The organism is Paenibacillus tritici (assembly GCF_018207515.1).
In the GTDB taxonomy this organism is placed as follows: Bacteria; Bacillota; Bacilli; order Paenibacillales; family Paenibacillaceae; genus Paenibacillus_AQ; species Paenibacillus_AQ tritici.
In genome coordinates this window covers 4,802,574-4,815,912 of the sequence record NZ_CP073365.1, presented here as the reverse complement: position 1 = coordinate 4,815,912, position 13,339 = coordinate 4,802,574, and the positions used below count along the sequence as shown (strand labels likewise).

General features: G+C 53.1%; 16 protein-coding genes. All 16 read left to right on the top strand.

Annotated elements, in window-relative coordinates:
- The first annotated feature begins 136 nt into the window (after positions 1-136).
- The 16 genes from trpD to qcrB all read left to right on the top strand — a co-directional run bounded on the left by trpD (position 137) and on the right by qcrB (position 13,334).
- Complete coding sequence (gene trpD, locus KDC22_RS20865; protein ID WP_173129084.1) at positions 137-1,177, top strand: anthranilate phosphoribosyltransferase; 1,041 nt, start codon at positions 137-139, stop codon at positions 1,175-1,177.
- Positions 1,167-1,997, top strand: coding sequence for an indole-3-glycerol phosphate synthase TrpC (gene trpC, locus KDC22_RS20860; RefSeq protein WP_173129081.1), 831 nt, complete (start codon positions 1,167-1,169; stop codon positions 1,995-1,997). The genes trpD and trpC overlap by 11 nt, the downstream gene beginning before the upstream one ends.
- Positions 1,990-2,670: a phosphoribosylanthranilate isomerase gene (locus tag KDC22_RS20855; protein ID WP_211720210.1), complete on the top strand. Its 681-nt coding sequence runs from the start codon at positions 1,990-1,992 to the stop codon at positions 2,668-2,670. Before trpC ends, KDC22_RS20855 begins: the two co-directional genes overlap by 8 nt.
- A complete protein-coding gene (trpB, locus tag KDC22_RS20850; RefSeq protein WP_173129075.1) occupies positions 2,667-3,866 on the top strand; it encodes a tryptophan synthase subunit beta in 1,200 nt (399 codons plus the stop codon). Before KDC22_RS20855 ends, trpB begins: the two co-directional genes overlap by 4 nt.
- A complete protein-coding gene (gene trpA / locus KDC22_RS20845; protein WP_211720209.1) occupies positions 3,863-4,684 on the top strand; it encodes a tryptophan synthase subunit alpha in 822 nt (273 codons plus the stop codon). Before trpB ends, trpA begins: the two co-directional genes overlap by 4 nt.
- Before the next feature lie 45 nt (positions 4,685-4,729).
- Positions 4,730-5,827: a histidinol-phosphate transaminase gene (hisC, locus tag KDC22_RS20840; RefSeq protein ID WP_173129068.1), complete on the top strand. Its 1,098-nt coding sequence runs from the start codon at positions 4,730-4,732 to the stop codon at positions 5,825-5,827.
- Positions 5,828-5,881: 54 nt separating this feature from the next.
- A complete protein-coding gene (locus tag KDC22_RS20835; RefSeq protein ID WP_211720208.1) occupies positions 5,882-6,976 on the top strand; it encodes a prephenate dehydrogenase in 1,095 nt (364 codons plus the stop codon).
- A gap of 563 nt (positions 6,977-7,539) precedes the next feature.
- Positions 7,540-8,127: an RNA polymerase sigma factor gene (locus KDC22_RS20830; RefSeq protein ID WP_211720207.1), complete on the top strand. Its 588-nt coding sequence runs from the start codon at positions 7,540-7,542 to the stop codon at positions 8,125-8,127.
- Between the two features lie 5 nt (positions 8,128-8,132).
- The gene (locus KDC22_RS20825) at positions 8,133-8,723 is read left to right on the top strand and encodes a zf-HC2 domain-containing protein (RefSeq protein WP_173129059.1); all 591 of its coding nucleotides are present in this window, start codon (positions 8,133-8,135) and stop codon (positions 8,721-8,723) included.
- Positions 8,724-8,828: 105 nt separating this feature from the next.
- Positions 8,829-9,416, top strand: a complete 588-nt coding sequence (locus KDC22_RS20820; protein WP_211720206.1) for a histidine phosphatase family protein — start codon at positions 8,829-8,831, stop codon at positions 9,414-9,416.
- A 90-nt stretch (positions 9,417-9,506) separates the two neighbouring features.
- On the top strand, positions 9,507-10,595 hold the full coding sequence (locus KDC22_RS20815) for a hypothetical protein (protein ID WP_173129053.1): 1,089 nt from the start codon (positions 9,507-9,509) through the stop codon (positions 10,593-10,595).
- A gap of 11 nt (positions 10,596-10,606) precedes the next feature.
- Complete coding sequence (locus KDC22_RS20810; protein WP_173129050.1) at positions 10,607-11,113, top strand: gamma carbonic anhydrase family protein; 507 nt, start codon at positions 10,607-10,609, stop codon at positions 11,111-11,113.
- 18 nt (positions 11,114-11,131) lie between these two features.
- Positions 11,132-11,311, top strand: coding sequence for an IDEAL domain-containing protein (locus KDC22_RS20805; RefSeq protein ID WP_039309877.1), 180 nt, complete (start codon positions 11,132-11,134; stop codon positions 11,309-11,311).
- Between the two features lie 138 nt (positions 11,312-11,449).
- Positions 11,450-11,875 carry a DUF2487 family protein gene (locus KDC22_RS20800; RefSeq protein ID WP_173129047.1) on the top strand — a complete coding sequence of 142 codons (426 nt, stop codon included), beginning with the start codon at positions 11,450-11,452 and terminating at the stop codon, positions 11,873-11,875.
- A gap of 221 nt (positions 11,876-12,096) precedes the next feature.
- A complete protein-coding gene (locus KDC22_RS20795) occupies positions 12,097-12,657 on the top strand; it encodes a Rieske (2Fe-2S) protein (protein ID WP_173129043.1) in 561 nt (186 codons plus the stop codon).
- 5 nt (positions 12,658-12,662) lie between these two features.
- A complete protein-coding gene (gene qcrB / locus KDC22_RS20790; RefSeq protein WP_173129040.1) occupies positions 12,663-13,334 on the top strand; it encodes a menaquinol-cytochrome c reductase cytochrome b subunit in 672 nt (223 codons plus the stop codon).
- Positions 13,335-13,339: the final 5 nt, after the last annotated feature.

Sequence of the window (13,339 nt, the reverse complement as noted above, 5' to 3'; positions counted from 1 at the left end):
ATAGCAGAGAAGTTATTACGAAGCCGAGCCGAGCAGAGAATGCTCCATACTACTTTTAGCGTATGCTTTCGGAGCCAGTTTTGTACGAAGCTGATTCAGGAAGTACCCCTAACAAAACTTTTAGGAGGACAACACTATGGAAGCAAGCCAGTTAATACAGTCAGGAATTGCCGGTCTAATTGAGGGCAGAGATCTTACCCGCACACAGGCCCGTGAGATTATGGGCACTATTATGGAGGGGGCGGCATCTCCGGCCCAGATCGGGGCACTGCTGACGGCTCTGCGGATCAAAGGAGAGACCGTGGAAGAAATCACCGGCTTCGCCGAAGCGATGCGCGGCCACGGGACTCATGTGCTTACAGAGCGGAGCCAGTTGCTGGATACCTGCGGCACAGGAGGCTCCGGCATCCATAAATTCAATATTTCCACGGCTTCGGCGATCATCTCTTCCGCCGCTTCTGTGCGGGTTGCCAAGCATGGCAACCGTTCGGCCTCTGGCCGGGCGGGCAGCGCGGATGTGCTGGAGGCGCTAGGCGTCAATATTCATCTGAACGCAGATCAGGCGCGGCAATGTCTGGACAGTATCGGCATCTGCTTCCTGTTCGCCCAGATCTATCATCCTTCAATGAAGCATGCCGCTGCTCCCCGCCGTGAGCTGGGAGTGCGGACAGTGTTCAATATGCTGGGCCCGCTGACCAATCCGGCAGGAGCAGACCGGCAGCTTATGGGCATCTATGACCTTAACAAGACGGAGACCGTGGCCAGAGTACTGGGTGAGCTGGGCTCCAAACGGGCGATGATTGTCAGCAGCCTGGATGGACTGGATGAGATCAGCATCTCCGCACCGACACAGGTCTCCGAACTGAAGCAAGGCGTAGTCACCACGTATGAAATTACGCCGCAGGAGCTTGGCCTCAGCCAGCATCCGCTGGAGGATGTCATGGGCGGCGACGCAGCCGAGAACGCGGCTATTATTACTACCGTGCTGGAAGGCCAGATGAATCCGTACCGCGATATCGTGTTAGCGAATGCCGGGGCTTGTATCTATGTCGCCGGACTTGCAGCTACCCTGAGAGAAGGCGTTGACCGTGCAAGAGAAGTTGTGGATTCAGGTGCGGCACTCCGCAAACTGGAACAGTTAAAAGCGATGACAAAGGAGCTTGATTATGTATCTTGACCGGATTGTTGCCACCAAAGTAAAAGAGGTTGAAGCGTTAAGCGCGCGATTGTCGATTAGCGAAGCGGAGCGTTCCATTGCAGCGCTGCCTGCAACCCGGGGGTTCCGTGCAGCGCTGATGGAACGGCGGAACCGGCAGATGGGACTGATTGCCGAAGTGAAGAAGGCCTCGCCGTCCAAGGGCTTGATCCGTGCCGATTTTGATCCGGTAGCGATTGCCAGGGGCTACGAAGCGGGAGGAGCCGATTGTCTGTCTGTATTAACGGACAAGGATTATTTCCAGGGCAGCGGGTTATATCTCCAGCAGGTAAGAGAGGCGGTGAAGCTTCCGCTGCTGCGCAAGGACTTCATCATTGATGAGAAGCAGATCTATGAGGCCCGCCTGCTTGGAGCGGATGCCATTCTCCTGATTGCGGCGATTCTATCACCGCAGCAGCTCGCAGGCTTCACGGATACCGCCGCCGCGCTTGGACTGGACATCCTCATTGAGGTTCATGACCGTGCCGAGCTGGAAATGGTACTCGCTACCGGCAGAGCCGGACATCCCGGTGTCCTGCTGGGCATTAATAACCGGAATCTCAAGACCTTTGAGACGTCGCTCTCCGCTACGGCGGAGCTGGCAGCCTTGCTTCCGGAGGGTCTTCCGGTAATCAGCGAGAGCGGGATCACCGGACCGGAGGATATCGCTTATCTTAGCAAGACCCGGGCAACCGGTGTGCTGGTGGGGGAATATCTGATGCGCCAGCCGGATGTGGAGCAAGCCGTCTATCAGTTGCTCGGCCCCCTTCCTGCAGGGAAGGACCGTGAGCGGCATGGCTGATACGCAGGTAAAAATCTGTGGACTTCAGGACGTTGAAGTGCTAAAATCTATGAAGAGTTTGCCGCTGGATTATGTCGGCCTGGTATTTGCCCCCAGCCGCCGCAGAGTTACCGCTGAAGCGGCTGCGGAGCTGATCGCCGAGCTGCGGGATTGGGAGTCTGAGACAGCGCCCCGCTCGGTGGGCGTGTTCGTCAACCCGGATCGCGAAGAGCTGGCAGAGCTGCTGAGAGCTGTTCCGCTGGATGTCGTACAGCTTCACGGACAGGAGAGTCCGCAGGTTTGCGCGGAGGTCAGACAGGCATTTCCGCAAGTTAAGGTGTGGAAGGCTCTGTCGGTTGCCGGCCGTGATACTAATGCTGCGGAAGACATTCATGCGCTCCTGGACAGCTACGCAGGCACCATCGACGCGCTGCTGCTGGATACTTATGATCCACAGGGCAGCGGCGGTACTGGCCGTACGTTTGAATGGGAGCAAATCCCCCTATACCAGCAAGCGGCGGCGAACCATAGGCTGCCTTTATTTATAGCCGGAGGACTTCACCCGGACAACGTGAATGAGCTGCTGGACGGATATTCCCCTTATGGCGTGGATGTATCCAGCGGAGTGGAGAGTAACGGCAGTAAGGATATTATAAAAATGACAGCTTTCGTAGAAAGGGTGAAGCAATCATGATACAAGTACCGGACAAGGACGGACGTTTTGGTTCTTTTGGAGGCCGCTTCGTTCCTGAGACCTTAATGACTGCACTGATTGAGCTGGAGGAGGCCTACCGCGAATTCTCGGCAGACCCGGCCTTTCAGGAGGAAATAGATTATCTGCTGAAGCAGTATTCCGGCCGCGAGACCCCGCTGTATTATGCCGAGCGGTTAAGCAAGCATCTGGGCGACGCCAAGATCTACCTGAAGCGCGAGGACCTCAATCATACGGGTGCCCACAAGATCAATAACGCCATTGGACAAGGCATTCTGGCCAAAAAAATGGGCAAAACCAAAGTGATTGCCGAAACCGGCGCAGGCCAGCATGGAGTAGCTACAGCTACGGTGGCCGCCTTGCTCGGCATGGAATGCAAGGTGTTCATGGGCGAAGAGGATACCCGCCGCCAGGCGCTGAATGTCTTCCGGATGAAGCTGCTCGGTGCAGAGGTCATTCCGGTGACCTCCGGCTCCAGAACATTGAAGGATGCCGGGAACGAGGCACTCCGTTACTGGGTGAGCAATGTTGAGGATACATTCTATGTGCTCGGTTCTGCGGTTGGCCCCCATCCTTATCCGATGATGGTCCGCAATTTCCAGCGGATTATCGGAGATGAGACCCGGCGCCAGATTCTGGAGGCGGAAGGGCGTCTGCCGGATCTGCTGGTTGCCGCTGTAGGCGGAGGCAGTAATGCCATCGGCATGTTCTATCCGTTCATGGAGGATGAGCAGGTGGCGATGATCGGTGTAGAAGCGGCCGGTAAAGGCATTGATACACCGTTCCATGCGGCAACCATGAGCAAGGGAACCCGCGGGGTGTTCCAGGGCTCGCTCAGCTACCTGCTGCAGGATGAGCATGGACAGATCATAGAGGCCCATTCCATATCGGCCGGACTCGATTACCCGGGTGTCGGACCTGAACACTCCTATCTGAAGGATATTCACCGTGCCCAGTATGTCCCGGTTACGGATGCGGAAGCGCTGGACGCGCTGAAGCTGCTCTGCGTGACGGAAGGGATTATTCCCGCGCTGGAATCAGCTCATGCCATTGCCCATGTGGTGAAGCTGGGCAAGACACTGACCAAGGATGATGTTGTGGTCATCTGCCTGTCGGGCCGGGGCGACAAAGACGTTGAATCCATCATGGCGTACACGGAAGGGGCGCAGAACCAATGACAACCGAAACCACGAACCGGATGGATCTGACCTTTCAAAAGCTGAAGACAGAAGGCCGGGCTGCTCTGATTCCTTTCCTGACGGTAGGTGATCCTGATCTTGAGACTACCCTGGATATTATTGCTGAGCTGGAGGCTGCCGGTGCGGATATGCTGGAGCTTGGCGTTCCTTACTCCGATCCGCTTGCTGACGGTCCGGTCATTCAGCGGGCCTCCTCCAGAGCCTTGCGCAGCAACGTTCATCTCCGTACTTGTATGGAGACGGCGCTGAAAGCCCGCCAGGCCGGCAGTGAACTGCCGTTCATCCTGTTCACTTATTATAATCCGGTGATGCAGATGGGGCTCGATACATTTTTTGCCGCGCTGGATGCCCATGAGATCAGCGGGCTGATCATTCCCGATCTGCCTGTTGAGGAATCAGAGGAGATGCGTGAACGCAGCCGTGCGGCCGGAGTGAACCTCATTCCGCTGGTTGCCCCGACTTCCAGTGAACGGATTGCCCGGATTGTCTCAGGTGCCAGCGGGTTTGTCTATTGTGTATCTTCCTTGGGGGTGACCGGTGAACGGTCTGCCTTCCACAGCGGAATAGATGAGTTCATTGCGTCTGTGCGCCGGTCTACCGACCTGCCTATCGCTGTAGGCTTCGGGATCTCCACCGGAGAGCAGGTATCCCGGTTTGCCAAGATCTGCGATGGGGTAGTAGTCGGAAGCGCGATTGTCCGCAAGGTGGAGGAGGTCATTCCTTTGCTGGCCGAGCCGCAGACGAGAAGCGCCGGACTGTTGCAAATTCGTGAATTTGTGGCACAATTAAGACCATAATGGTTTTTTTAGACCTAATTAACCTTTGGAGAGCGAGGATCACCCATGAATCCAAAACCGAATATCGTTGACCTTCCTGTCTATAAGCCGGGGAAACCGATTGAAGAAGTCAAGAAGGAACTGGGCTTAAGCGAAGTGATTAAGCTGGCATCCAACGAGAACCCTTACGGGGCTGCGCCAAGTGCAAAGGCTGCTATTATAGCTGAGCTGGATAACCTGTATTTATATCCGGACGGCTCTGCCGCCGAGCTGACGGCAACGCTTGCTAAGCATCTGGGTGTTACGGATGAGCGGATTATTTTCGGATGCGGATCGGACGAGATTATTGCCCTGATTGCCCGGGCCTTTTTCCTGCCTGGTGATGAGACGATTATGGCCGATCAGACCTTCTCTGTATATAAGAGCAATGCAGATATAGAAGGGGCGGTATCCATTGAAGTCCCTCTGAAGAACGGAACGCATGATCTGGATGGAATGCTGGCTAAGATTACAGAGCGGACCAAGATCGTCTGGATCTGCAATCCGAACAATCCAACCGGAACCATTGTGCCTGAGGAGGCTCTAATTTCGTTCCTGGATGCGGTGCCTGCCGGAGTGATGGTTGTACTGGACGAGGCCTATTTTGAATATGTGACGGATCTGAGTTACGCTGACGGGATTAAGCTGATTGATACTTATCCTAACCTTGTAGTACTCCGTACCTTCTCCAAAATTTACGGTCTCGCTGCACTCCGCATCGGTTATGGCGTAGCCAGCCCGCAGATCATCTCTTTGATTAACCAGGTGCGTGAGCCGTTCAATACTACCCGTTTGGCCCAGGTCGCGGCTGTCGCGGCACTCTCCGATCAGGAGTACGTGCAGCAGTGCCGCGCACTGAACAGTGCGGGAATTGTGCAGCTTCAAGCCGAATTCAAGCGTATGGGGCTTGAATCCTTCCCGGCTCACGGTAATTTCATTATGGTGGATGTGCGTAAGCCGGCCTCGGAAGTCTTCGATGCCCTGCTGCGGCAGGGTCTAATCGTGAGAACGGGCTTTCACTGCTATCCGACCTACCTTCGGGTTACCGTGGGCTCCGCCGAGCAGAACACAGCCTTCATTAACGCTCTGGAGCTGGCGCTTCAGGAACAGGAAATTCGTGCATAACTGCACGCAGAAGCTGAACAGACGATACCACAGAAGGCAGGTAGTTCTAAGAACATGACGACAAAAATAGCAATTTTCGGTGTCGGCCTGATCGGCGGCTCACTGTCCCTTTGCTTCAAAGGCAAGGAGGGCCTGACCGTTGTAGGCCATGCCCACCGCCCTGAATCTGCAACCAAATATCTTAACAGAGGTGTAGTCGATCAGGCTACACTGTCGCTTGAGGAAGCTGCGCTGGACGCGGATTATATCTTTCTGTGTGTGCCTGTAGGCAGGCTTGAGGACTATCTCCAGCAGTTAAGCAAGCTGCCGCTGAAGCCCGGCTGCATTATTACAGATGTCGGCAGCACGAAGGCCAGTATTGCCGCTTGTGCCCTTACGCTGGATCTGCCCGGAGTACATTTCATCGGCGGTCATCCTATGGCCGGATCGGAGCGCTCGGGCGTAGAAGCGGCCTCCTCCTTACTGTTCGAGAACGCGTACTATGTGCTTACGCCTCCGCCGGGTGTGCCGGAAGCTGCATACCAGGCGCTGGAGTCTTTGCTTCTACATACGAGAGCGCAGATTGTCCGGCTTGAACCGGAGCGCCACGATGAGATTGTTGGAGCGATCAGCCATCTGCCGCATATCATTGCCGTAGCGCTGGTGAATCAGATTCAGGCCTATGATAATTCGGACTCCTTGTACAGCACACTGGCTGCGGGGGGGTTCCGCGATATTACGCGGATTGCCTCAAGCGATCCGATCATCTGGCGTGATATTCTGCTGAATAACCGCTCAGTGATGCTGCGTCTGCTTAAGGACTGGAACGATGAGGTAGCTTCATTTATTCATCTGCTGGAGAGCGGGGATGGGGAGGGGATTGAGTCGGCCTTCCATGAGGCGAATCATTTCCGCAGCCAGCTCCCTGAGCGGCGCAAAGGAATGATAGCTCCGCTCTTCGATCTGCATATTGATGTTCCCGATCATCCGGGCATCATCGGACGTATTGCTACGGAGCTGGGCGATCAGGGGATTAACCTTAGCAACGTGCAGATTATTGAGAGCCGGGAGGATGTTCCCGGCATCATGCGCCTCTCCTTCCGTCAGGAGAATGATATGGAGCGGGCCAAAGTTCTGCTGCAGGAGAATGATTACACCGTATATATGTAACGTGGAGCCGGGGCGGATGCCCCGGCTTTACTTATGCTGTGGGGGGCATTCCCCCAATTGTTCGCAAAAATGGGCAAAAAAAAGACCGCTTACATAATAAGCGGTTACAGTTCACAATTAATTGGAACCGTGCAGTGTTTGGATAGGAGTGGAGAGAAACCATACTGTACTTTTATTATATGTATCCGTTTACATTTTGTCAACACTTTATTCAAACTAAATAACACCGCTTTCATCCTCCGGTCTTTTTCTAGTCTAGGAGTCTAGTAATGCAATCCTGTTAGTAACTATGCTATACTGGGTTAAGTATGTTTATAGATTCTTTCCAGGTATAGGAACATTTTTAGTTTTTGAAAAGGAATCTGAGTTTTGTAAGTCTGCGTTTTTTTTCTGTATTTACATACACCAAGCCTTAAATAACGGTGAGTTGAATATACATAGGAAGTATTGGATGTAGTCATGCAAATTTGAAGCAATGCCGCAACTTTTTCTTACCTGCCCGGTATAAGTAGATACGGACCGGACGGGATTACACGTGCAAGGGCGAGGAGGGCCGACTCACCATGACGGATTCCCAGTTGATCCAGCTAATCAAGCAAGGAGATACAGAATTATACTCGGAATTGATGCGCCGTTATCAACGCAAAATACTGGCGTTTGTGTATCACATGCTGAAGAACTCCCATATGGAGCTGATTGCCGAAGACCTCTGTTCAGAGACCTTCTACAAAGCCTTCCGGAGTCTTCATTCCTTCCGTGAAGTAGATGCTTCTTTCTCTACATGGCTGTATACCATTGCCCGCAATACCGTACTTAGCGAGCTGCGCAAGAACCGTGCCGGGAATGTATCGCTTGAAGAGAGCGGATATACTCCTGTGGCACCGCTGGAGGTTGCCCCGGAACAGGCAGCACTGCGTAAGGAACGGATGCAACTCGTACGGGAAGCGATAAACAATCTCCCGGAGAAGCAGCGCTCTGCGCTTATTCTGCGTGAATATGATCAGATGGATTATCAGGAAATTGCAGTGATTCTGGATCAAAGTGTCAGCTCGGTGAAATCACTGTTGTTCCGGGCGAGGAGCAGTGTGAAGCTGCAGCTTGAATCCTATTTCTATGAGCCTGAAGCTGAAGAGCAGGCTGAGAGGGTGTAAGGCCTATGAATTGCAGGGAAGCGCAGGATTCCATTCCACATTTGTGGGACGCTCCCCCCACAGATCCCAGGCGGATTCGATTGGAGAGACATATTGCCGGCTGTTCTTACTGCAGTGCCGAATGGGCGCTGTGGCAGGAGACCAGCGAGCTTATGCAGGATACAAGATTTGATGTCAGTGATGAGCGGGCAGAAGTCATTAACCTTAAGGTTATGGAGCGGATCTACCTGGAGAGTCCGTGGCTTATGCCCGGCGATGGTAAGTCTGCGGGGAGTTCAACGGTTTTCCGCCACCGCTTAACCCTCTGGATTGCCTGTTTTCTGGCCGTGTTTATCTCCAGCTTTTTATATTTTACGGTGTTTCAGACCCCTGCGAATACCACTGCGGCTCAGAGCGGGATCGTCGAGACAGGTGTAGCAGGTCTAACCCTGGATTGGTCCTCTTCTTATCCGGTGGAAGCTGAAGGCGGCATTATTGAACCGCTGGTGGCCAATATGGGTCCTACCCACCCGCAATACTGGATGGTATTGTCGACGCTGGGTGTCGGATTGTCTATATTCCTGCTGGTACGCCTGAACCGGTACCGCAGACAATGAAAGCCCCCTTCCCTAATCATAGTGAAGAGGGCTTTTGTGTGACATTTGTTTGCATTCGTGTTACATTATTAAGCAAACATAAATGGAAGGGAACGGTGATAGGCGATGCTGATCGGCTTAATACGCCATGGGCTGACAGATTGGAATGCGGAAGGCAAAATTCAGGGACAAAGCGATATCCCGCTTAATGATGAAGGCCGCAGGCAGGCTGAGATGCTGGGTGACCGGCTTCTGCAGGAGCCCTACCACTGGGACTACTGTATAACCAGCAGTCTTTCCCGTGCAGCAGAAACCGGCAAGATTGTTGCCGCTAAGCTGGGCATTCCTCTGCTGGACCCCGATGAACGCATCCGCGAACGCGCCTATGGCCAGGTAGAGGGCATGACGGCTGCCGCCCGCGAAGCCAAGTGGGGCAAGGATTGGAAAGAGCTGTCTCTGGGACAGGAGAGCGATCAGGCGCTTCAGATCCGGGGGCTTGCGTTCCTGGAGGATGTCACGGCCCGGTTCCCGGACAAGAATGTACTTGTCATCTCCCATGGAGGGTTTCTTGCACAGCTGTACACGGCACTCTACAAAGACAAATACTCGGAACGGCTCGGCAATCTCTCGCTGACGATTCTGGAGAAAAACGAGCAGGAATGGAATCCGTTACTGTACAATTGTACCCGTCATGTTTTACAACAACAGCATTAACCCGACCCTTCGGGTTATTTTTTTTGCGGCAAAAGGAATAAAAAGGGCTGTATTTCCCATAATGGTAGTAAAACGGTGAGGCGATGAGAGATGAATCTGGCGGATATGCTCACTTACGCAGACATTGGTCAGCTTACCGCCATTGCGGGACGCTACCAGTGTGAGTGCAAACGGAATTCCAAACATGATTTGATTCAGAGTATATTAATCACCCTGGGCAGCCGGGAGTTCATGGAGTCCCACATCAAGGGGAGTTCCCCGGGAGAGTTGCGTTTTCTGAATACGCTGCTCTTCGATGAACGCAGCCAATTCAGCCTGGAAGACCTGCTTGCCGCAGCCCGGCAGGCGTCCTTCGATACTGCGCCCGGCAAGAGCGGGGACTACCGTGAACTGGTCAGCCGGTTCAAGAACGGGGGATGGCTCTTTAATGGCGCTTCCCAGCAGAACAGGTATCTGTTCCAGGTTCCGCTGGATTTGAAGAACCGCTTCCGTGAACGGATGGGGGAGCATTTGAAGGAACGCATTGTTCAAAGTCCGGAACCGGCGATGTACCGGGGCGAGGGGGATTTGCTGTCGGGGGATCTGCTGCTGTTCCTGCGGTATGTGAAGGAGAATGAGCCTGAGCTGAACCAGGAAGGCGCGCTCTACAAACGTAATCAGCAGGGTGTGATGAATGCGCTGCAGATTGCGGAACCTCTGCTCGGCAAAGGCGGCTGGAGATTCGGCTACGGCAGAGCATGTGAGCATTATCCGCCGAGATTTGCCCTGCTGTATGATTATGCCCGCCACCGCCGCTGGATCTCCGAGGAGGGTTACAGGCTGCAGCTTACAGCCGCAGGCAGTCATTTTCTGGAGGAGGGGAAATTGGAAAAGCTGATGCAGTTATTCTCCTTTTGGTTAAGACTGTATAAAGGGGCGATTCCAAATTTACCCTCGCTGGTCTACTGGATCAGTCTTAGTGCAGACAAATGGGTGACCACAGCCTCGCTCGCTGAGGGGATCGGCTGGCTGATCAAACCGTTTTATTACGATGACGCCGTTTCGATTCTGGAACAGCGTGTTCTGCGGATGATGCTTCATCTGGGTATGCTTAGGCTGGGTGAGGATGCCGGAGGATCAGTGGTCATGATGACGCCCTGGGGATGTGAGGCGGCAGTGCCGAAGCATCTGCTCAGGTAAGGGGGAGAGAGATGCGGATTGCATATGGGAGTTACATACCGCAGCTTGATGAATCAGTATATGTGGCGGAAGGCGCTAAGCTCGTTGGCGATGTAAGGATAAGCAAACAATCCAGTGTCTGGTTCAATGCCGTTCTGCGGGGGGACCTGGCTCCGGTGATCGTCGGGGAGCGCTGCAATATTCAGGACGGTGTTGTCGGCCATGTAGCGGAGGGATTGCCGCTGGTGCTTGCGGATGATATCTCGGTGGGCCATTCAGCAATCATTCACGGCTGCCGGATAGGCAAGGGCACATTAATCGGAATGGGTGCAATTGTATTGAACGGAGCAGAGATTGGTGAATATGCTTTAATAGGAGCCGGCTCCGTTGTAACCGAGAACAAAATCATTCCTCCGTACACGCTCTCCTTGGGCACACCGGCCAAAGTGGTCCGCGAATTGACGCAGCAGGATCTGCTGCGAATGGCACGCACAAGTGAAAGCTACGTGAAAAAGGCATTGGAATACGGAATTTCTTAAACAGCGGAGGTGTATCGAATGGACAAAATGAAGGCTACTTATGAAGTGATGCTGGGGCTTGCTGCAGAAATGGTTTGGGATGAAGCGTTAAGAAAGCGTCGTACCGACATCTTGTACCGGAAGATCGACACGGCGCTGGCTGCCGGAGATGAGGCGGCTTTCCGGAACCTGACTGAAGAACTGAAAAGTTTGGCATAGGGAAATGCGCCTGGCGCATTTCTTTTTTTGAATTAATGTTGCACTCGATATTAAAGATTGCCAAGTCGATTCTACTTGATTATGATGCTTTTAGCGTGATGATTATCGTTGCCGGATTCGGCATGAGGAGGCAAGTCTATGAAATTCAGTGATTTTGATACTAAAAGCTGGGAGACAGATGGGCACTTCTATGATACTTGTGTAATTCCTTTTAGCGGACTTCAGGGTACCGAGACTCCTCCTGAGACCGTATCGCTGCTAGAGCGCCAGCGGGATTTCCTGGAGCTGATCGAACAGCCGTTTCAGGGGCGGGTAGTTACATACCCGGCGGTACAGTATGCGGGACCCGGCAGTGCGGCTCTGATTAATGAGCTTTGCCGAAAAGTCAAATCCAGTGGCTTCCAGTACGCCGTTGTGTTGTCTGCCAATGAGCGGCTGTCCGGGGAGGAGATCTATGAAAGCGATTTACTGCTTAGCCTGCCTGAGATAGCGGCGGATTCCCGGACAGCGGTCAGCACGCATGTGCGGGGTGAAATTCAGGGCTTATGGCAGAAGGGGAAATGAAGTAAATGTGACGGAAAATCAACAATTTGTTAAAAAACAGCCTCAAACGCCTGTCACAATTTAGACAATATTCTTGACGGGTTTTAGACCCTAAGCTATGATTAGGATGAACTTATATGTTATGTGATATTTTTCATTGAAAACGGATTTTTTACCTTAGATGTCTATGTAATAACTCTGCAGAAGCCTTCTCACATTTTGAAAAGGGGGTTACACACAGTATGAGCAGCCTTAATGAAGAGCAAGAGTCACTTCCGCAAGAAGCAGAACCGCCTCGCCGAAATGAGATGTCGCGCAGACAGTTTTTGACCTATACGTTAGGCGGCGCGACTGCTTTTATGGGAGCCGGAGTTATCCTGCCGATGATTCGATTTGCCGTGGACCCGATCTTACATAAAAAAGGCGAAGGAGACTTCATCAAGGTAGCGGAAGCGGCCAAAATTACCGACGTACCCCAGGAGTTCACCTTCGAGCTTCCACAGCAGGACGGCTGGTATGCCAGTACAGCGATGCTGACGGCATGGATCCGCAAAGACGAGAGCGGAGAAATTTATGCGCTTTCACCCATCTGCAAGCATCTTGGCTGCACGGTGGGCTGGAACAATGACAAGGCGTACCCTGATGAATATCATTGCCCTTGCCATGGCGCCCGTTATACGAAGCAGGGCCAGCATTTGGCGGTGGCTGCGAAGCCGCTGGACCAGTACACCACCAAGATTGACGGGGGCTGGGTCTATCTCGGTGAAATCGTTCCTAATACGGAAGCCAAGAAGGAGGCGTGAACGGCGTGTTCAAAAACGTATATAACTGGATTGACGAACGTCTGGATATTACACCGATCTGGAGAGATGTTGCCGACCACGAAGTGCCTGAGCATGTCAATCCGGCACACCACTTCTCAGCCTTTGTGTACTGCTTCGGCGGACTTACTTTTTTCATCACCGTAATTCAGATTCTGTCCGGCATGTTTCTGACCATGTATTATGTACCCGATATTATTAATGCCTATGCCAGTGTGGAATATCTGCAGACGAAGGTCGCCTTCGGCAAAATCGTCCGCGGCATGCACCACTGGGGGGCGAGCCTGGTTATTGTTATGATGTTCCTTCATACCATGCGTGTGTTCTTCACCGGTTCTTATAAGGCCCCGCGTGAAATGAACTGGGTGGTGGGCATGCTGATCTTTTTCGTCATGCTGGGACTGGGACTTACTGGTTACCTGCTTCCGTGGGACAATAAGGCCTACTTCGCTACCAAGGTTACGCTGGAGATTGCCAATTCGGTTCCGTTCATGGGACCTGTACTGAAGGAGCTGATGCAGGGCGGTACAATTGCCGGCGCCGAAACGCTGACCCGCTTTTTTGCCTTGCATGTATTCTTCCTCCCGGCGGTGCTGCTTATTCTGCTAGTCGGACATTTCATCATGATCCGCAGACAAGGCATATCCGGTCCTTTGTAAAAAAA

Bases quoted from the DNA above. Each gene is read 5' to 3' on its own strand.
- trpD (WP_173129084.1), top strand. From the start codon at position 137: ATGGAAGCAAGCCAGTTAATACAGTCAGGAATTGCCGGTCTAATTGAG.
- trpC (WP_173129081.1), top strand. From the start codon at position 1,167: ATGTATCTTGACCGGATTGTTGCCACCAAAGTAAAAGAGGTTGAAGCG.
- KDC22_RS20855 (WP_211720210.1), top strand. From the start codon at position 1,990: ATGGCTGATACGCAGGTAAAAATCTGTGGACTTCAGGACGTTGAAGTG.
- trpB (WP_173129075.1), top strand. From the start codon at position 2,667: ATGATACAAGTACCGGACAAGGACGGACGTTTTGGTTCTTTTGGAGGC.
- trpA (WP_211720209.1), top strand. From the start codon at position 3,863: ATGACAACCGAAACCACGAACCGGATGGATCTGACCTTTCAAAAGCTG.
- hisC (WP_173129068.1), top strand. From the start codon at position 4,730: ATGAATCCAAAACCGAATATCGTTGACCTTCCTGTCTATAAGCCGGGG.
- KDC22_RS20835 (WP_211720208.1), top strand. From the start codon at position 5,882: ATGACGACAAAAATAGCAATTTTCGGTGTCGGCCTGATCGGCGGCTCA.
- KDC22_RS20830 (WP_211720207.1), top strand. From the start codon at position 7,540: ATGACGGATTCCCAGTTGATCCAGCTAATCAAGCAAGGAGATACAGAA.
- KDC22_RS20825 (WP_173129059.1), top strand. From the start codon at position 8,133: ATGAATTGCAGGGAAGCGCAGGATTCCATTCCACATTTGTGGGACGCT.
- KDC22_RS20820 (WP_211720206.1), top strand. From the start codon at position 8,829: ATGCTGATCGGCTTAATACGCCATGGGCTGACAGATTGGAATGCGGAA.
- KDC22_RS20815 (WP_173129053.1), top strand. From the start codon at position 9,507: ATGAATCTGGCGGATATGCTCACTTACGCAGACATTGGTCAGCTTACC.
- KDC22_RS20810 (WP_173129050.1), top strand. From the start codon at position 10,607: ATGCGGATTGCATATGGGAGTTACATACCGCAGCTTGATGAATCAGTA.
- KDC22_RS20805 (WP_039309877.1), top strand. From the start codon at position 11,132: ATGGACAAAATGAAGGCTACTTATGAAGTGATGCTGGGGCTTGCTGCA.
- KDC22_RS20800 (WP_173129047.1), top strand. From the start codon at position 11,450: ATGAAATTCAGTGATTTTGATACTAAAAGCTGGGAGACAGATGGGCAC.
- KDC22_RS20795 (WP_173129043.1), top strand. From the start codon at position 12,097: ATGAGCAGCCTTAATGAAGAGCAAGAGTCACTTCCGCAAGAAGCAGAA.